This window comes from Citrobacter sp. Cf116 (genome assembly GCF_030336505.1).
GTDB classification, from domain to species: Bacteria; Pseudomonadota; Gammaproteobacteria; order Enterobacterales; family Enterobacteriaceae; genus Citrobacter; species Citrobacter freundii.
Genome location: NZ_JAOWEQ010000037.1, coordinates 1,052,684 through 1,071,429, shown reverse-complemented (window position 1 = coordinate 1,071,429; position 18,746 = coordinate 1,052,684). Strand labels below are relative to the sequence as shown.

The window sequence follows — 18,746 nt, the reverse complement described above, 5'->3', positions numbered from 1 at the left end:
CAAGGGATAGCTGCCAAACGAAATTAACTGCGGCTCAGAACCCGGCGAGCTTCGTTGTAACGTTTTTTCCAGTAAGGCTCGTTCATGCTGGAAATGATAACGCCACTGCTGGTCGAGGCATGTACGAACTGGTTGTTGCCGATATAAATACCGACGTGTCGGCCAGTAGAGCCAGCACGGAACAGAACCAGATCGCCTGTACGCAGATTAGTGCGCGAAACGGATTTACCCGTTTCCTGTTGTTCGTAGGTTGAGCGAGGAAGCTCTAAACCAAATTGCTCACGAAACGTACGTTGTACGAAACTTGAACAATCAATACCTTTTTTGGTGCTGCCGCCAAGGCGGTAACGCACGCCTTTCCAGTCAGCATATTGGTCCATAATACGTGATTTAACATCGATATTACGTACCATATTTTCAAATTCATCCTGAGAGGCTTGCAGTGAAGAGTTATCTCCATTGCCCACAGCATGCGTCTCAGAATGCATATTCCTGGCGGTGTTCGTTGTGCTACATGCAGAAAGCAGAACCGCAACTGCTATCGCGGGTATGCCCCGCAAGATATATCTCAAAATCGGTTGAGATTTGACCATTTTGTTTGTTTTCCCTTGAAGTCCTTAACGATAAATATCGTTATAAAAAATGCCAAACGTGACGAGACTAATTACCATCGCACGATGAGACAATTCCTTAAGGTCAAATCTGTGGCAGAACGCACAAATTTATTCTGAAAGGGAATAATTATCCCGCGAGGCAAAACGTGTTCGAGATTACCCGATCGTTCCGGTCAATGCGAGTGATTTTACGTGATTTCTTATAAGAAAAATTGATACAGAAAGTGAATAAACGGCATTGTCTAAATTAAGAACAATCAGGGTAAAAAATACGCAAGTTACTCATTTTAAACATGAATAAGATGACAGGAGAATGACAATCAGAATGATGAAATATTGCCAGGCATCATCAGGGGATCAGAAGTATCCCTGATGATGTTAATTACTCTGCGTTATTTGTTTAAAAATTGTTTGTTTTTGCCGGGTAGATAATTTACGAACAGAGTGACTAAGCGGTCGCTTAATGGCGTCATTAGCCACCAGGGAAGGCCAATCAAGACCACCGTCATGGAACCAACCACGATATCGGTGAGCCAGTGGGCGCCAATCATTACGCGTGGGAAGGCAAAAACCACAGCGATAATAAGGCCGATTATTCCTGCGACTTTTCCGAAATAACGCAGCATGAATGCGGAAAAAATAAGCAACATCATGCCGTGATCGCCAGGAAAACTGTCTTTCGACGCATCTTTGGTCGGAATATGCAGCAGTTCACTGACGCGATAAATATTATCCAGCATCAGGGTTGGGCTGGCACGTTTAACGGGAATAAGCGCCTGGCCCAGCTGATTTAATATCACTGCGGTAAGCAGCATAACCAAACCGATAGCCACAATGCGTCGGCGACCTTCCGATGTCTCTTTGAGCCAAAAGTGCAGCATCAATGCGCCCATTGCCAGCAATGAGCAGCCATCAAATGCCCGATTATTGGTTATAGCAACAACCCATAAGAACAGCGGGTTTTCCACCAGTTTATGGTTAAAGAAGCGGAAAACGCCCGTATCCAGTGAAGACCAGAACCCATGCCCGGCTGGAATATACCAGGACAGAAACAGTGCCAGGCCCGCAATATTAAGCAGGAGGATTAGAGGGTATCGGGTTTTCATCGTCGTTTACCATTGCTAAAAAACGAAGGCAACCTTACGCGCTAGCGCCTAAACGAAGTCTCAACAATGCGCTCTGTAGCGCATTCCAGTCGGTCTCGGTATCGGCGATGAGTTCAATACGACTATCTGGTGGCGCGACGTTTTGCGTCTCTATATGCCAGTCGTCTCCCTGGCGGTTAATGCGTACCAGTCCTTCTTTAATACGCATTACCCCCTTCACACGTCCAACAGGAGCGAGACGCGACCATTCCAGCAGACCGATAGTATCGAACACCGTATCGGCGTCAAAAATCCAACCGCAGGCCTGATGGCCCTGTCCGCTGTTCAGGCTACGACGCCAGCGCTGCTGTGCGGGTAGACTCAACGCTGCCAGCCCCTTTTTGTCGGCATGACTATGGGCGTGCTCCGCGCTTGCAGGAAGCTCTGCCAGGTTTAGTCGGGGCAAATCCAGTAGCTGTCCGTCAATTTGTCCATGGTCGGCATGAACTAACTGGCGATTACCTCCATAGTGTTGCCACCAGCTTTGTAGGGCGTTTTCGCTTTCCGTCGTGGCACGGTCGGTTTTGTTGGCAACAATGATATCTGCGGCGGCCAGCTGGTCGCGGAAATTGTCATTGGCGACGCTTTTTTCATCCAGTAACAGCCGCGGGTCAAGAATACAGAGGGTCGCACGCAGATCGATCCACGGTTCGTAAACCGGTGCGGTGAGTAAATCCAGAATCTGTTTAGGGTGGCCGAGGCCGGTGGGTTCAATGAGCAGACGGTCAGGTTTTCCCTGACGTAGCAGCGTATTGAGACCAACCTGCATCGGCAGACCGTTAACGCAGCACATACAGCCGCCGGGGATCTCTTTTAGCAGTGCGCCGCTGTTAGCCAGTAGCGCGCCATCAATGCCAACTTCGCCAAACTCATTAACCAGCACGGCCCACTTCTCAGCAGGATCTTTGTTTGCCAATAAATGAAGAATAGAGGTGGTTTTGCCACTGCCGAGAAAACCGGTGATGAGATTGGTTTTAGTCACATTTACTCCAGAATCATAAATTACCGTAATGGCATTTAACAATCCTGGCGAAAAACGGTGAAAAAGAGAAGGGGTGAGAGGACGAAGACGCGCTTCGTCCTGTTTAATGGCAGAAATCGTTAACTTTTTAACGTATCAATGACAGCCTGATGCGCACCGTATTGGGCAATTCGTTGCCAGGCCTGCTGAATGCCCGCGACAAACTGCGGATTCTGGACGAGATCGGTAGCGAAAATTTCGCGCAGCGAAAGCAGGGCGCTGACACGTTCTGATTCAGTACTCTGTTTAACCAGATCGGCAATTTTCTCACTTAGTGGGTCACGAATATCAATTGCGGCGCCTGAGTCATCCACGCCGCTCACATAACGCATCCAGCCTGCGACACCGAGCGCCAGCAATGGCCACTCACTTTGGCGGGCTAAATGTACGCGGATCCCTTCCAACATGCGCTGGGGTAATTTCTGGCTACCGTCCATCGCAATTTGCCAGGTTTTATGTTTCAACGCTGGGTTGGCAAAACGCTCCAACAGGCTAAGGGCATACTGGTCTAAATCAACGTCGATAATTTGCACCGTAGGCGCCTGTTCGTTGAGCATCAGACGGTAGGCGGCTTCACGAAATGCGCTGTCCTGCATGCAGTCGCTGATGTGCTGGAACCCGGCCAGATAACCGAGATAAGCCAGAAACGAATGACTGCCGTTCAGCATCCGCAGTTTCATTTGTTCCCACGGCAAGACGTTTTCGACCATCTGAACACCCGCCGTTTCCCATTGTGGGCGGCCACACACAAAATTATCTTCAATCACCCACTGGATAAACGGTTCGCAGCTGATTGCGCAAGGATCGGCAACGCCCAGCTCGCGTGCGATTTCAGCCAGTGACTCTTCGGTAGCGGCAGGAACAATGCGATCCACCATGGTACCCGGGAAGCTGACATGCTCCTGAATCCAGGTTGCCAGTTCTGGTGAACGTTTTTCCGCCATTCCCAGTACGGCGTTTTTTACCACATGACCATTGTCCGGGATATTATCGCAAGAGAGGACGGTAAACGGCTGTAGCCCGCGTTCACGCCGGCGGTGTAGCGCTTCAACAATAATTCCGGGGACAGAGTGCGGTTCAGTCGGTGTTTGCAGATCGTGAGCAATACGTGGATTACTGAGGTCTAACGAGCCTGTAGCCGGATCGATGCAGTAGCCTTTTTCCGTAATGGTTAACGAGACAATAGCCACCTGAGGCTCGCAGAATTTTTCAATAATAGCCGCCAGTGAATCCAGCCTGGCGTTGAGACATTCGTTGACGGAGCCGATAACAATCGGTTGGTTGCCGTTGGCTCCTTTCTCCAGCACGGTAAATAAATGATCCTGTTCGCGCAGTTGGCTCATCAGTCGATCGCCGCTGAACAGACTGATCTCACAAATACCCCAGTCTCCACCCTGCGCATTCAGCACCCTGTCGGTGAGTAACGCCTGATGGGCGCGGTGAAAAGCACCGAAACCAAAATGTACAATCCGCGTTTTTAATTGCTGGCGGTCGTACTGCGGCATCATGACATTTTCCGCCAGTGGCGCTGAGGCAATAGTTTTCATTAAATACACCTGATTAACCATTAATTAACAATGGCAGTATAAAGTTATATGACAGCAAATTGAATTGGTGTGCCTCATTTATCCGGGGAATGTGAGCTTGATCAACCAATCATCGGCAATGTGTTGATCATCTAACGGATGCCTGTATGGTAGTCGTCATTAAGGTGATTTAATTTGGTATAACAACTTGTGGGGTAAAACAATGGAACAAACCTGGCGTTGGTACGGACCTAACGATCCGGTATCGCTTGATGATGTGCGTCAGGCTGGCGCAACGGGTGTTGTAACCGCCTTGCACCATATTCCTAACGGTGAAGTGTGGCCGGTAGAAGAAATTCAACAGCGTCAGGCCATTCTGGCTGAAAAAGGGCTGACCTGGTCGGTGGTGGAAAGTATCCCTGTCCACGAAGATATCAAAACGCGTTCAGGTCAATATCAAACGTGGATTGCCAACTATCAGCAGAGTATCCGTAATCTTGCGACCTGCGGCATCGATACCGTGTGCTATAACTTCATGCCGATCCTCGACTGGACGCGTACCGACCTCGAATATCAGCTGCCGGATGGTTCCAAAGCGCTGCGTTTTGACCAGATTGCCTTTGCAGCTTTCGAGCTGCACATTCTGCAACGCCCGGGAGCTGAAGCGGATTATACCGACGAAGAACAACGCCAGGCGCTGGACTACTTCAATGCCATGAGCGATGCAGAAATTGAAAAGCTGACACGCAATATCATTGCTGGCCTGCCTGGTGCAGAAGAGGGCTATACGCTGGATCAGTTTCGTGCGCGCCTTGCTGAATATGACGGCATCAGTAAAGACGATCTGCGCGAAAATATGGCGGTATTCCTGCGGGCGATTGTGCCAGTGGCAGAAGAAGTCGGCGTGCGTCTGGCCGTGCATCCTGACGATCCGCCGCGCCCGATCCTCGGTCTGCCGCGTATCGTTTCGACTATCGAAGATATGCAGTGGCTGAAAGAAACCGTCGACAGTATTAATAATGGTTTCACCATGTGTACCGGCTCTTACGGCGTGCGCGCTGATAACGATCTGGTGAAAATGATCGAAACCTTTGGCGATCGTATCCACTTCACGCACCTGCGCTCGACCTGTCGTGAAGATAACCCGAAAACGTTCCACGAAGGTGCGCACCTGCAGGGTGATGTGGATATGGTATCGGTGGTGGCTGCCATTTTGAGCGAAGAGCAGCGGCGTAAAAAGGCGGGCGACCTGCGTCCTATCCCGATGCGTCCGGATCATGGACACCAGATGCTTGACGATCTGCACAAAAAAACCAATCCGGGCTACTCGGCGATTGGTCGCCTGAAAGGACTGGCAGAAGTCCGCGGCGTTGAGCTGGCGCTGAAACAAACGCAGTTCCGCGACCTGCTGTAAGTCTAATAACAGGGATTGCGCTACAGGTGCAATCCCTGTTATTCATCAAGGCTGCGCGAGCGCCTGCTCCAGCATTGTCAGCACTTTATTGATCTGCTGTATCTGCAATCCACCAAATCCAAAAAACATAACAGCATCGCTGTTTTCTTTGCGCCATGCGGCTTCTGATCCATTTTCTATATCCGGCAGAGTGTCGAAACGGATCCCAGCCAACAGGCAGCTTTGTTGCAACCTGGCGATGAATTCGGTATGTCTGGCAATGCGTAACGAGAGGTGCAGACCTGCCGTTGCGCCAGCGATTTTCCCTTCGGGAAACAGAGTGGACAGGCCATCGCGTAACAGAGTGAGGCGCGTCGCATAGCTGCAGGCCAGCTTGCTGATATGCGTATAAAAAACCTGATTTTGCATCAGTTCGGCTAAAAATTGCTGCAACAACCACTGACTGCCGTTGTTATTGAGCGCTTTCATATTCTGTACCGCCGGAAGCAGTTCATCAGGGCAAATAAGATAGCCAAGCCGTGCGCCTGGCCCCAGCGTTTTAGAAAATGTCCCCATATAGATAACCCGGTTGTGATAATCCATGGCTTTCAGCGCGGGAAGGGGATTGTCCCCATAGGTAAAAACGGCATCGTAATCGTCTTCAATGATGTAAGCGCCGACGCGTTGCGCCCACGTTAATAATGACTGACGGCGCTCCAGCGAAAGCACACTTCCCATCGGATACTGATGAGCTGGAGTAACATAACAAAGCTGGGTTTCATATTCGGGTAAATTATCTGTTTGCAGCCCGTGGTTATCTACGGTAATTGACGTAATGTCTGCACCGTAATAATTAAAAAGATGCCATGCGCCAGAATAACAAGGGGATTCGGTCACAATATGGCACTTTTTTTGCTGACTGACAGCATGATGAATAATAAATATTTGGCTGAGCAGTGATAATCCTTCCTGAATCCCGTTGGTAATGATGATGTTCTCTGCTCGGGTATTAATTCCGCGGGATAAATTAAGGTATCTGACCAGTTGCTCACGTAGTGAAAATAATCCATTTGGTGAATGATACCGGGTAAATAATTGTTCTTTAAGTATGCTTGGAGCATTATTCCATTTCCGCCAGCTTGACCAGGGAAAAGCGTTGGGGTCGGGGACGCCCATTTGGCAGTAGCACTCTCGTCCAGGCTTGGCGTAAACATCGGTAGAGACCCCGGCAGCTTTAGGTTTTACCGGTGGGGAGCCTTGGGTTACGGGCACATGAGTTGGGGTTATACGTACAGGCGTGGTGAATATCACTTCATAGCCAATGCCGTGTCGGCTCTTGATTAACCCAGCCGCCATCAGCTTATCATAGGCCATCACTACCGTTATTTTAGCAACGTGCAATACCTGAGCCTGCTCGCGAATAGAGGGGAGTTTGTCTCCACAAAGCAAATCACCCTGCTGAATTGCCTGGAAATAAAATTGAAATATCTGCAGTTGCAGCGGAGTACGGCTTTGTCTATTGAGCGTCAGTGTTAGCATAAGAAATTCCTTATTTACAGATGGTCACTATATTACGAATTTCTGATCTTTACTATTTGACTCACCTCATAGAGTGGCTGCTGTTCCTATAATCTGCTTTCGCTGTCTCTATTTTTGATTTTTATTATCCCTTAGCGTGTCGCTATTAAAAAATGGAGGCAAGCATGTCGTGGATAAGAAAGAACGCATTGTGGTGCGTATTCGTCGGGGCGGTAGTAATGGCCTTGGCTATTTGGGGAACGTGGCAAGGCGTTCATTACACCAGTACCACCGAATTTTGCTTATCGTGTCACTCGATGCGCACGGCTGGGGAGGAATATAAAACCAGCGTGCATTTTCGCAACGCGTCTGGCGTGCGGGCTGAGTGTAAGGATTGTCATATTCCACCGGGCGTTGTGCCAACGCTTATTCGTAAAACTGAAGCCTTAAACGATCTCTATCACACCTTTATTTCTCCTTCTATCGACACTCCGGAAAAGTTTGCTGCCAAACGCTCGGAGCTGGCCCAACGGGAGTGGGCGCGCATGAGCGCGAATAATTCAGCGGCGTGTAAATCCTGCCATAGCTATGAGGCAATGGATCATGGCAAGCAATCGGCAAATGCGGCGGCGCAAATGACCGCGGCGGCAGCAAAAGACAGTAACTGTATCGATTGTCACAAAGGAATAGCCCATCACAAACCCGATATGAGCAGCGGTTTTCGCGATCGCTTTAAGCAGCTACAGCGTCAGGGAGATACGCCAACGGATGCGTCCACACTGTTCTCATTAAGCGAAAAATCATTGGCGGCAACGGCAGAAAGTCCGGCAGGGAAGGCGCTGTTATTTCCCGCCACCGAGGCCAAGGTGCTGAAAAAAGAAGGCAGTAACGTCCAGCTCGAAATTACGGGCTGGCGTGAAAGCAAAGGGCGTGGACGGGTGATCACCCAGTATATGGGGAAACGCGTTTTCTCCGCCGTGCTCGATGAGCCCCTGATGGCGAACGTAAAAGTGCTACAAACCAAGGTCGATCCTGATTCACATCAGGAATGGCAGCAGGTGAGCGTCACCGCCTGGACCACCGATCAGAACTTTATCAGCACACTTGCGCCAATCTGGGAGTACTCAGATCAAATGCTGCAATCCACCTGTAGCGCCTGTCATAGCACTCCTCCTACGACCCGATATACCGCTAATGGCTGGATCGCTGGATTGAAAGCCATGTCGACCTATTACCGGCTTAATCCGGTGGAGGAACGTACGTTGTTGAAATACCTCCAGACCCACGCCAGCGATGTGTCTGACACCAACAAAAAGTAAGGATAATGTATGGATATTCATGACTTTAATCCGTCCCGCCGCCGTTTTCTCAGCGGTATGTTGGCGGTGGGTGCTGCCAGCGCACTGGCGCCTAATCCGCTGATATCAAAAGTGTGGGCGGCGGGGGAAAATCCCGAACAGTGGATTCAATCAGGTTCGCACTATGGCGCTTTTGAAGCCAAAGTGGTCAACGGTGAGTGGACCGAAACCCGTCCGTTCAAACATGACAAATATCCCTGCGATATGCTGAACGCGGTGCGTGAAGTGGTCTACAACCCGTCGCGGGTGCGCTACCCGATGGTGCGTCTGGACTGGCTGCTTAAACGTGAGAAGTCGGATCGCAGCCAGCGCGGAGATAACCGTTTTGTACGGGTCAGTTGGGATCAGGCGCTGGATTTGTTTTACGAAGAGCTGGAGCGGGTGCAAAAAAACTATGGTTCATCAGGCGTATTTACCGGGCTTGCTGACTGGCAAATGGTAGGCAAATACCATAAAGCGGGCGGGGCGATGGACCGGGGACTTGGCCTGCATGGTAGCTATGTGACAACTGTCGGCGACTATTCTGCGGCGGCGGCCCAGGTCATTTTACCGCATGTGATTGGTTCACTGGAAGTTTATGAGCAGCAGACGTCACTCCCGCTGGTGATTCAAAACAGCAATACCATCGTGTTGTGGGGTTGCGATCCGATCAAGAACTTGCAGATCGAGTTTTTGGTTCCCGATCACGATGCGTTTGGCTACTGGCAGCAGATTAAAGAGGCGGTAGCGCAGAATAAGATGCGCGTTATCAGCGTTGATCCAGTGCGTAGCAAATCTCAAAACTATCTTGGCTGCGAGCAATTGGCGTTGCGGCCACAAACCGATGTCGCGTTAATGCTGGCACTGGCGCATACCCTGTACGAAGAAAAACTGTACGACACGGCGTTTATTACCGATTACACCGTCGGCTTTGAACAGTTTTTACCGTACCTGCTGGGCGAGAGTGATAAACAGCCGAAAAATGCCGAATGGGCGGCAGAAATCTGCGGGCTGACAGCAGAGCAGATCCGAGACTTCGCCCGCCTGTTGGTGAAAGGCCGGACACAGTTTATGGCCGGTTGGTGCGTACAACGCATGCACCACGGTGAGCAGTATCCGTGGATGCTGGTGGTACTGGCCAGTATGGTCGGTCAAATTGGTTTGCCCGGCGGCGGGGTCGGATTTGGCTGGCACTATAACGGCGGTGGAACGGTAACATCGACCGGGCCAGTGCTCTCCGGGCTGGGGAGTATTACTAATCCCCCGCAGGCGAAGTACAAAGCGGATTTTCGCGGCGCATCGGAGCATATCCCCACTTCGCGTATCGTTGACTGCCTGCTTGCGGCAGGCAACAAGATTGCCTTCAACGGTGAGACGTTAACGTATCCTGACATCAAAATGGCGATCTACAGTGCGGCCAATCCATTCCACGCCCAGCAGGACAGGAACCGTATGATTGAGGCATGGAAGAAGCTGGAAACCGTGGTGGTGTTAGATCACCAATGGACCGCGTCGTGCCGTTTTGCCGATATCGTTCTGCCTGTGACTACCCGTTTTGAACGTAACGATATTGAGCAGTTTGGCACGCATTCGAATAAAGGGCTGATGGCGCTGCATCAGATTGTTAAACCGCAATACGAAGCGCGGCATGATTTTGACATCTTTGCCGGGCTGTGTAAGCGATTTGATAAGGAAGCGGTGTACCGTGAAAACCGGAATGAAATGCAGTGGATACAGGCGCTTTATGACGAAGGTGTGAAGATGGGGGCGTCGCTCGGTGTTACCTTACCGGACTTTACAACGTTCTGGCAGGGTGACGGATATATTGAATATCCGCCGGGTCAGCCGTGGGTACGTCACGGTGAGTTTCGTGAGCAGCCAGACCTGAATCCGCTGGGAACGCCGTCAGGTCTTATTGAAATCTACAGCAAAACCATCGCGGGCTTTGCCTATGAGGATTGTCCGGGGCATCCGGTGTGGATGGAACCCTTTGAGCGTACCCATAGCGGCAAAAAAGATAAATACCCGCTGCATTTGCAATCCTGCCATCCGGATAAACGTCTACATTCCCAGTTGTGCTCAAGCGAGGCGTTTCGCAACACCTATGCAGTTGCCGGAAGAGAGCCGCTTTATATCAGCGAACAGGATGCCACCACTCGTGGCTTAAAAGCCGGTGATATCGCCCGCGTTTTTAACGCTCGTGGTCAGGTACTGGCTGGCGTGGTAATCAGTCCGGATTTTACCCCTGGCGTGGTCCGTATTCATGAAGGCGCGTGGTACTCCCCGCAGGAAGGGGGGAAAGCCGGGACATTATGCACCTATGGCGACCCGAACGTGCTGAGTGCGGATATCGGTACTTCACAGCTGGCCCAGGGGCCTTCAGCACATACCGTGCTGGTGGAGGTCGAGCGTTATCAGCAGAAAGCCCCGCAGGTGACGGCTTTCGGTGGTCCGCAGATTGTGAAAGAGGAGGGGACCAGTGCAGCATAATCAAATTCATCAGCAGCGGGCGGCTGTGTACCAGTGGTTTTCGCAACTGTTATTTCGTGAGCTGGATGAAAAACAGCTCGCCAGTCTGGAAAATGGCAATAGCCAGGCATGGATTGCCTCACTCGAGGCGATCCCCGGATTATCTGCCAATGTTAAACGTTTTGAGCGTACCCTGGGCCGGGTTCTGCGGCGCGACTCCCGACAGCTGGAGCTGGCCGCAGATTTTGCCTCGTTGTTTCTGCTGGCCCCGCCGGCTAGTGTTTCTCCCTATGCGGGGCACTATCCACACACGACGGCGGCAGAAGAACGTCTGCAAATGAATGTGCTGCTGGTTGAGCAAGGGCTGGCGGCTCGGGAGAATGAACCCTCCGATCATATTGCCGTACAGTTGGCATTAATGGCGAGGATGGTTGCTAAAGAGGAGAAATTCTCCGCGCAGTATTACTTTTTGCATCATCATATTCTGTGCTGGGCACCGTTATTTCGCGACGCTTGTCTGGTGCGGGATAACGAGGGGTTTTATCCTCAGGCGGTTAATCTGATAGTGCGTTTTATGCAAGAGGATGAACAGTATCTGGAGTCGCTGCTGATGGATGATTTTTATTTCAGCAGTCAGCGCTAAAAATGACAAAGGGACAGCCTGCGCTGTAATGCCAGTCAGTAAAGCATTATGGAGAATATTTGATTGCGGCATAGGGTTCCGTTCACCTCAGTGGAGTCATTTCTCTGAAACGCCGTTACCCGTGAACGTGCAAGGGAGGCTCACCGCCGCCTCCCTTGCATCCCAGGCTCCCGGCGGGAAAATCGTCGCTGCGCGAGTTATTCGTCTTATGCCGTCTGCCTGTCGGGTCGGTGCCGAGCCTGCATCCTTGCAGGCCGTCCCCTCTGCCCGCATCCCTGCGGGCAGCCCCGGTCAGCCGTCAACGCCTCATCGATTTTCAGCCGGACCGGGGTCATCGCTTTAACGCTCTGGCTTCCAGTTAAATCTGTTTTGCTGTTTAAACAAAAAACGCAGGTGGTCAGGTGTGGGCTGGTCCGGCTGAAAATTGCCGACGTGTTTCCGTAAGGCCGGGAGAACCCGCATGGATGCGGGTTCAGGGCGCGTTTTGCAGGGACGCTACCTCGCGCCCGGCCCGGTAGCCTGGAGGAATAAGCGGAGGGAACCACGAAGTGGCAATTTTCCCGCCGGGAGCCGGGATTGTTAAGGGTACGGCGATAGTACCCTTAACCCGTTCACAGGCAGTATGGTTTCAGAGAAGTGATACCACTAAAGTGAACGGAACATTTTGCCAGAGATAACATGCCATTATCTTTGGTTCACCTGTAACGACAGGAGATTAATCTGCACGGCCCATATAGCGACGCTCTTCGATATGAATACGGATTTTTTCACCCGCACTCAAATACTCAGGAACCTGGATCACCAGACCGGTGCTCAGGGTTGCTGGCTTGTTGCGCGCACTCGCTGAAGCACCTTTAATACCCGGTGAGGTTTCAACGATTTCCAGGTCTACGGTCTGCGGCAGTTCAAGCGCCAGCAGTTGGCCGTCCCAGGTCAGTACCTGCATATCCGGCATACCGCCTTCCGGCATGAACAGCAGCTCTTCTTCAATCTGGTCTTTGGTGAAGGTATACGGGGTATAGTCTTCTTTATCCATAAAGATGTATTCGTTGCCATCGACGTAGGAGAAATCAACCCCGCGGCGGCTCAGGGTGACGGTATCCACGATATCGTCGCCTTTGAAGCGCTCTTCAACTTTCAGACCGGTACGCACATCAGAAAAACGCATTTTGTACAGCGTAGCTGCACCACGTGCAGACGGTGATTGAATATCGATATCTTTTACAATCAGCAGCTTGCCGTTGTAGTTTAGTACCATACCTTTTTTAATTTCGTTCGCTCTTGGCATCGAAAAAATCCTGTAGTGAGGAGTGTCTAAAATATCGCGTAAAACTACTCGCGCCGGGGCATTCAGGCAAGCGGAATTCATGCTTTTGCTGGTGCCAAAAAGGTGGTACTGTGCGCTTCCCGCACAATCCGATGGTTTACGATAAAGAGAGTACTGTATGGAATGCCGTCCGGATTGTGGTGCATGCTGCACCGCGCCTTCAATCTCCAGTCCCATCCCTGGCATGCCTGATGGCAAACCTGCTAATACGCCATGCGTTCAGCTGGATGAATCCCTGCGTTGCAAAATTTTTGCTTCGCCGCTACGACCAAAAGTGTGCGGCGGTTTACAGCCCAGTGCGGAAATGTGCGGACAGACGACGCACCAGGCCATGGTTTATCTCATCGAGCTTGAAGCGCTGACCGCGCCTTAAGCGTCCTTGATGCGCGCCAGGCACACAACGGTGGCGACGATCATCACCAGCGCAAACCAGAACACCGCGTGATAGTTCCAGATTTCAGCGGCAATCCCCGCCAGCGATCCGGCAATAATCCAGCCCACGCGAATGGTATTCGTATACAGGGTCGTTGCTGAGCCTGCCTGTCCTGGCATCAGATCCTGGAAATAGAGCATGCCAATCCCGCCGAGGATGCCGATGTAAATCGCGTTCAGCAGCTGTAAGCCAAGTAATATCGCCGGAGAGTGAGCCAGCAGCATACCGGCATAAAAGAAGAATCCGGCGACGACAGCAATTCTCATCAACAGACGTTTGCCCAGACGCTTTGCAAAATAGCCAGCAATCAACATGGTCGGGATTTCCAGTCCGGCTGCGGTACCCATCATGATGCCAGCCAGTTTTTCCGGCAGATGCAGTTCGTTGATGATAAACAGCGGCATATTAATGATATAGAGACTATTAGTGCCCCACATTAATGTGCAGATAACAAACAGCAGCAGCGTGTCGCGTCGATTGCGGCGTGGGGCCTCAACTGCGCCTGTTGCGAGCGGCACGTTTTTACTCATCGAAGGTAAAAATAACCAGACCATTACGCCGCAGACAACAAACGCCACCGCTGCGCTGAGATACATCACCGTAAAGCTGAACCCCATGGCCAGCGCGTAGGCCAGCGGTGGGCCAATTACCCAGGCCAGCGAAACCTGCGCACGTAATATTGAGCTGAACATGACGGCTTCCCGACCTGTGCGGTCGGCGTGTTCACGGGCGAGAGCGAACATTTGCGGGTTGGCAGTCGATCCAAAGCTGCTGAGGAATACCCCGATAAACAGCAGAATAAAATAGTTACGGTTCCAGGCGAACAGCACGCAGGCCAGCATCCCCAGCACGCAGCAAAACACAATCAGGTTTTTGCGATCGCCTTTTTTATCCGAGCGCCCGGCCAGAAACTGACTCACCAAAATGCCGATCACGGCGCTGCCGGTAAAAAAGAACCCGACCATGCCGGGACGGGCATGGACTTCATCCGTCAGAAAAAGGCTAAGCGTTGGCGTCTGCAACGCACCGGCGATACCCGTCAGAAATGCGACAAGCAGGAACGCCGAAGACGTTAAATCAAACGCCTTGGGTGTGGCGGCTACGGGGGTGTTATGCATGTTTTGATATCAATGATGTGAAGAGACGCGGAGTTTACGCCGCTTGTCAGAAAATAAACAGGGAGCCAAATCAAAATCGGCATCAAAAATCAAAATAGCATTTCAGTCAAAGAATGCTGTTTGCTGACGTTGCTGAATCTGACAAGCTGACGCCGTTTTTCCGTCAGCAGTTTTTTCTCCCTCGCAGAGAAAATGTGCGTTATCTCTAAATTCAGCAAGTAATTTGTCAACTTTACTTGTGTGCTGAAGAAAAAAGAGCAAGACTTCTTGAAACGTTTCAGCGTCATCTCGCCATAACTGATGGAGTCAGGTGACGCCTTTTTTCTCATGTTAGCTGAATCGTTTCAAATCAGCGGGAGAGGAGAACCATGTTCCAGTTATCTGTTCAGGATATTCACCCGGGCGAACAGGCCGGGAATAAAGAAGAGGCTATTCGCCAGGTTGCCGCTGCCTTAGTGCAGGCGGGTAACGTCGCGGAAGGCTACGTCGATGGCATGCTGGCGCGCGAACAACAGACGTCCACGTTCCTCGGCAACGGTATTGCGATTCCGCACGGTACGACGGACACGCGTGATCAGGTGCTGAAAACCGGTGTGCAGGTTTTTCAGTTTCCGCAGGGCGTGACCTGGGGCGAAGGGCAGGTTGCTTATGTGGCAATCGGCATCGCCGCAAGCTCTGATGAACATCTCGGTTTACTGCGTCAGCTGACACACGTGCTGAGCGATGACTCCGTCGCTGAACAGCTGAAATCTGCGACCACGGCGGAAGAACTGCGTGCGCTGCTGATGGGCGAAAAGCAAAGCGAACAGCTGAAGCTTGATAACGAAACGCTGTCGCTGGATGTCGTGGCCAACTCGCTGGTGACGCTGCAGGCACTCAACGCGGCACGACTGAAAGAAGTCGGTGCGGTTGACGCCACCTTTGTGGCCAGAGCAATCAATGAGCAGCCGATGAATCTCGGCCAGGGGATCTGGCTGAATGACTGTGCTGAAGGCAACGTGCGTAGCGCTGTTGCGGTCAGCCGTGCAGCAACAACATTCGATGTAGAAGGTGAAGCGGCAGCCCTGCTGGTGACCGTCGCCATGAATGACGATCAACCGGTTGCCGTGCTGAAGCGCCTTGGCGATCTGCTGCTGAATAATAAAGCTGACCGTTTGTTGAAAGCCGATGCGGCAACGGTGCTGGCGCTGCTGACCAGCGATGACGCCTTAACTGATGATGTACTGAGCGCCGAATTTATTGTGCGCAATGAGCATGGTTTACATGCCCGCCCGGGCACCATGCTGGTGAATACGATTAAACAATTTAACAGTGAAATTACCGTGACAAATCTTGATGGAACCGGCAAACCGGCGAATGGACGCAGTCTGATGAAAGTTGTGGCATTAGGTGTGAAAAAAGGACATCACCTGCGCTTTACCGCCCAGGGTGAAGATGCTGAACAGGCGCTGAAGGCGATTGGCGAAGCCATCGCGGCAGGTCTGGGGGAGGGCGCGTAATGAGCAGACGTGTTGCGACTATAACCCTTAACCCGGCTTACGACCTGGTGGGTTTTTGCCCGGAAATTGAACGCGGTGAAGTGAACCTGGTTAAAACTACCGGTCTGCACGCGGCAGGGAAAGGAATTAACGTCGCTAAGGTTTTGAAGGATTTAGGTATCGATGTCACTGTGGGCGGCTTCTTGGGTAAAGACAACCAGGATGGTTTTCAGCAGTTGTTCAGCGAGCTGGGTATTGCCAACCGTTTTCAGGTTGTACAAGGGCGTACCCGTATCAACGTCAAACTGACCGAAAAAGACGGTGAAGTATCTGACTTTAATTTCTCCGGCTTTGAAGTCACCCCGGCTGACTGGGAACGCTTTGTGAATGACTCGCTGAGCTGGCTGGGCCAGTTCGACATGGTGTGCGTCAGCGGCAGTTTGCCGACCGGCGTGAGCCCGGAAGCCTTCACCGACTGGATGACGCGCCTGCGCAGTCAGTGTCCTTGCATTATCTTTGATAGTAGTCGTGAAGCGTTGGTGGCGGGTCTGAAAGCGGCACCGTGGCTGGTGAAACCAAACCGTCGTGAGCTGGAAATCTGGGCAGGCCGCAAACTGCCGGAAATGAAAGATGTGATTGATGCGGCGCATGCGCTGCGCGAGCAGGGTATTGCTCACGTGGTGATTTCACTCGGCGCGGAAGGTGCGCTGTGGGTTAACGCTTCAGGTGAATGGATTGCTAAACCGCCGTCAGTTGAGGTGGTCAGCACCGTCGGCGCGGGTGATTCAATGGTTGGCGGTCTGATTTACGGCCTGCTGATGCGTGAGTCCAGTGAACATACCCTGCGTCTGGCGACGGCTGTTGCCGCCCTGGCAGTAAGCCAAAGTAATGTAGGCATTACCGATCGTCCTCAGTTGGCCGCAATGATGGCGCGTGTCGACTTAAAACCGTTTAACTGACAGCAGGAGAGGCATAATGAAAACGCTGCTGATTATTGACGCTAATCTCGGCCAGGCTCGCGCTTACATGGCGAAAACCCTGCTTGGAGCGGCGGCACAGAAAGCACATCTGGAAATTATTGATAATCCGAATGATGCCGAACTGGCAATTGTTCTGGGCGATACGCTTCCTGCCGACAGTTCGCTGAACGGCAAAAAAGTCTGGCTGGGCGACATTGGTCGTGCGGTTGCGCACCCTGAACTGTTCCTCAGCGAAGCGAAGGGCCATGCAAAACCTTACAGTGCCCCGGTTGCAACAGCACCTGTGGCCAGCAGTGGTCCAAAACGCGTGGTGGCAGTGACGGCATGTCCGACCGGCGTTGCTCATACGTTTATGGCTGCTGAAGCGATTGAAACAGAAGCGAAAAAACGTGGCTGGTGGGTGAAGGTCGAAACTCGAGGTTCTGTTGGCGCAGGCAATGCCATTACGCCGGAAGAAGTGGCTCAGGCTGATCTGGTGATTGTGGCAGCTGATATTGAAGTTGATCTGGCGAAGTTTGCCGGCAAACCGATGTACCGCACCTCTACGGGTCTTGCGTTGAAGAAAACCAAGCAGGAGCTGGACAAAGCGCTGGAAGAAGCAACACCGTACCAGCCAACCGGTAAAGCGCAGACTTCAGCAACCGAAAGTAAGAAAGAGAGCGCGGGGGCATATCGTCACCTGCTGACGGGCGTCTCTTACATGCTGCCGATGGTGGTTGCTGGCGGTCTGTGTATTGCACTCTCGTTCGCTTTTGGTATCGAAGCGTTTAAAGAGCAGGGTACGCTGGCGGCGGCGCTGATGCAGATTGGCGGTGGTTCAGCTTTTGCGCTGATGGTGCCGGTTCTGGCAGGTTATATCGCGTTTTCCATCGCTGACCGTCCTGGTCTGACGCCGGGTCTTATCGGCGGTATGCTGGCGGTGAGCACCGGTTCCGGCTTTATTGGCGGGATTATTGCTGGTTTCCTTGCCGGTTATGTGGCGAAGCTTATCAGCACGAAGTTGAAACTCCCGCAGAGTATGGAAGCGCTGAAACCGATCCTGATCATTCCGCTGTTCTCAAGCCTGGTGGTTGGTCTGGCCATGATTTACCTGATCGGCAAACCGGTGGCTGGCATTCTGGAAGGTCTGACCCACTGGCTGCAAACCATGGGTACGGCGAATGCGGTGCTGCTTGGAGCGATTCTTGGCGGCATGATGTGTACCGATATGGGTGGTCCGGTTAACAAGGCGGCGTATGCTTTCGGTGTGGGTCTGCTGAGTACGCAAACTTATGCGCCGATGGCGGCCATCATGGCGGCAGGTATGGTTCCTCCGCTGGCTCTGGGTTTAGCAACGCTGGTTGCGCGCCGTAAGTTCGACAAAGCGCAGCAGGAAGGCGGCAAAGCTGCGCTGGTACTGGGCCTGTGCTTTATCACCGAAGGGGCTATTCCATTCGCAGCCCGTGACCCGATGCGCGTTCTGCCTTGCTGTATCGTTGGTGGTGCGATTACCGGTGCTATCTCGATGGCAGTGGGTGCGAAGCTGATGGCGCCACACGGCGGGCTTTTCGTCCTGTTAATTCCAGGCGCAATTACGCCGGTACTGGGCTACCTGCTGGCCATTATTGCCGGTACGCTGGTAGCCGGTCTCTCCTACGCGGTGCTGAAGCGCCCGGAAGATGAGGTTGTGGCAAAAGCGGCATGATTTAATGCTGACATCAGGGGCAGAGATTTCTCTGCCCCTTTTTTTATCGATTAACTGCTG

Annotated in this window: 15 protein-coding genes; 8 read left to right on the top strand and 7 right to left on the bottom strand. The window is 52.1% G+C overall.

Annotated features, from left to right (window positions below):
• Window positions 1–23 precede the first annotated feature (23 nt).
• The 4 genes from mepS to OGV74_RS14510 form a co-directional block, all read right to left on the bottom strand.
• Entirely contained in the window at window positions 24–593 is a 570-nt protein-coding gene (gene mepS, locus OGV74_RS14525) for a bifunctional murein DD-endopeptidase/murein LD-carboxypeptidase (protein WP_003027474.1), read from the bottom strand.
• A gap of 413 nt (window positions 594–1,006) precedes the next feature.
• On the bottom strand, window positions 1,007–1,720 hold the full coding sequence (locus OGV74_RS14520) for a phosphatase PAP2 family protein (RefSeq protein ID WP_057064023.1): 714 nt from the start codon (window positions 1,718–1,720) through the stop codon (window positions 1,007–1,009).
• Between the two features lie 34 nt (window positions 1,721–1,754).
• Complete coding sequence (locus OGV74_RS14515) at window positions 1,755–2,741, bottom strand: CobW family GTP-binding protein (RefSeq protein ID WP_003027465.1); 987 nt, start codon at window positions 2,739–2,741, stop codon at window positions 1,755–1,757.
• A gap of 119 nt (window positions 2,742–2,860) precedes the next feature.
• Window positions 2,861–4,327, bottom strand: a complete 1,467-nt coding sequence (locus OGV74_RS14510; RefSeq protein WP_086504351.1) for a mannitol dehydrogenase family protein — start codon at window positions 4,325–4,327, stop codon at window positions 2,861–2,863.
• Between the two features lie 202 nt (window positions 4,328–4,529).
• On the opposite strand from OGV74_RS14510, the gene uxuA reads away from it, so the two are divergent.
• Window positions 4,530–5,720, top strand: coding sequence for a mannonate dehydratase (gene uxuA, locus OGV74_RS14505; protein ID WP_003845159.1), 1,191 nt, complete (start codon window positions 4,530–4,532; stop codon window positions 5,718–5,720).
• Between the two features lie 45 nt (window positions 5,721–5,765).
• On the opposite strand, the gene pdxR is transcribed toward uxuA, so the two are convergent.
• The gene (pdxR, locus tag OGV74_RS14500; protein ID WP_086504349.1) at window positions 5,766–7,238 is read right to left on the bottom strand and encodes a MocR-like pyridoxine biosynthesis transcription factor PdxR; all 1,473 of its coding nucleotides are present in this window, start codon (window positions 7,236–7,238) and stop codon (window positions 5,766–5,768) included.
• A gap of 164 nt (window positions 7,239–7,402) precedes the next feature.
• On the opposite strand from pdxR, the gene torC reads away from it, so the two are divergent.
• The 3 genes from torC to torD are packed head-to-tail and all read left to right on the top strand — an operon-like array spanning window position 7,403 to window position 11,666.
• Complete coding sequence (gene torC / locus OGV74_RS14495; RefSeq protein ID WP_086504348.1) at window positions 7,403–8,536, top strand: pentaheme c-type cytochrome TorC; 1,134 nt, start codon at window positions 7,403–7,405, stop codon at window positions 8,534–8,536.
• A 9-nt stretch (window positions 8,537–8,545) separates the two neighbouring features.
• Complete coding sequence (gene torA / locus OGV74_RS14490; protein WP_086504347.1) at window positions 8,546–11,044, top strand: trimethylamine-N-oxide reductase TorA; 2,499 nt, start codon at window positions 8,546–8,548, stop codon at window positions 11,042–11,044.
• Entirely contained in the window at window positions 11,034–11,666 is a 633-nt protein-coding gene (torD, locus tag OGV74_RS14485) for a molecular chaperone TorD (protein WP_003027453.1), read from the top strand. Before torA ends, torD begins: the two co-directional genes overlap by 11 nt.
• A 715-nt stretch (window positions 11,667–12,381) precedes the next feature.
• Here torD and yeiP read toward each other — a convergent pair.
• Complete coding sequence (yeiP, locus tag OGV74_RS14480) at window positions 12,382–12,954, bottom strand: elongation factor P-like protein YeiP (protein ID WP_003027452.1); 573 nt, start codon at window positions 12,952–12,954, stop codon at window positions 12,382–12,384.
• Between the two features lie 157 nt (window positions 12,955–13,111).
• Here yeiP and OGV74_RS14475 point away from each other — a divergent pair, with 157 nt between their 5' ends.
• Window positions 13,112–13,366, top strand: a complete 255-nt coding sequence (locus OGV74_RS14475; RefSeq protein ID WP_003027451.1) for a YkgJ family cysteine cluster protein — start codon at window positions 13,112–13,114, stop codon at window positions 13,364–13,366.
• Here OGV74_RS14475 and setB read toward each other — a convergent pair.
• Window positions 13,363–14,544 carry a sugar efflux transporter SetB gene (setB, locus tag OGV74_RS14470; protein WP_003027450.1) on the bottom strand — a complete coding sequence of 394 codons (1,182 nt, stop codon included), beginning with the start codon at window positions 14,542–14,544 and terminating at the stop codon, window positions 13,363–13,365. The genes OGV74_RS14475 and setB overlap by 4 nt on opposite strands.
• A gap of 368 nt (window positions 14,545–14,912) precedes the next feature.
• Here setB and fruB point away from each other — a divergent pair, with 368 nt between their 5' ends.
• Genes fruB through fruA form a run of 3 tightly spaced genes read left to right on the top strand, consistent with a single transcriptional unit; the run spans window position 14,913 to window position 18,686 of the window.
• Window positions 14,913–16,043, top strand: coding sequence for a fused PTS fructose transporter subunit IIA/HPr protein (gene fruB / locus OGV74_RS14465; protein WP_044711441.1), 1,131 nt, complete (start codon window positions 14,913–14,915; stop codon window positions 16,041–16,043).
• Window positions 16,043–16,981, top strand: a complete 939-nt coding sequence (gene fruK / locus OGV74_RS14460; protein WP_003027446.1) for a 1-phosphofructokinase — start codon at window positions 16,043–16,045, stop codon at window positions 16,979–16,981. Before fruB ends, fruK begins: the two co-directional genes overlap by 1 nt.
• Window positions 16,982–16,997: 16 nt before the next feature.
• Entirely contained in the window at window positions 16,998–18,686 is a 1,689-nt protein-coding gene (gene fruA, locus OGV74_RS14455; RefSeq protein WP_003840084.1) for a PTS fructose transporter subunit IIBC, read from the top strand.
• The last annotated feature ends 60 nt before the right edge of the window (window positions 18,687–18,746 follow it).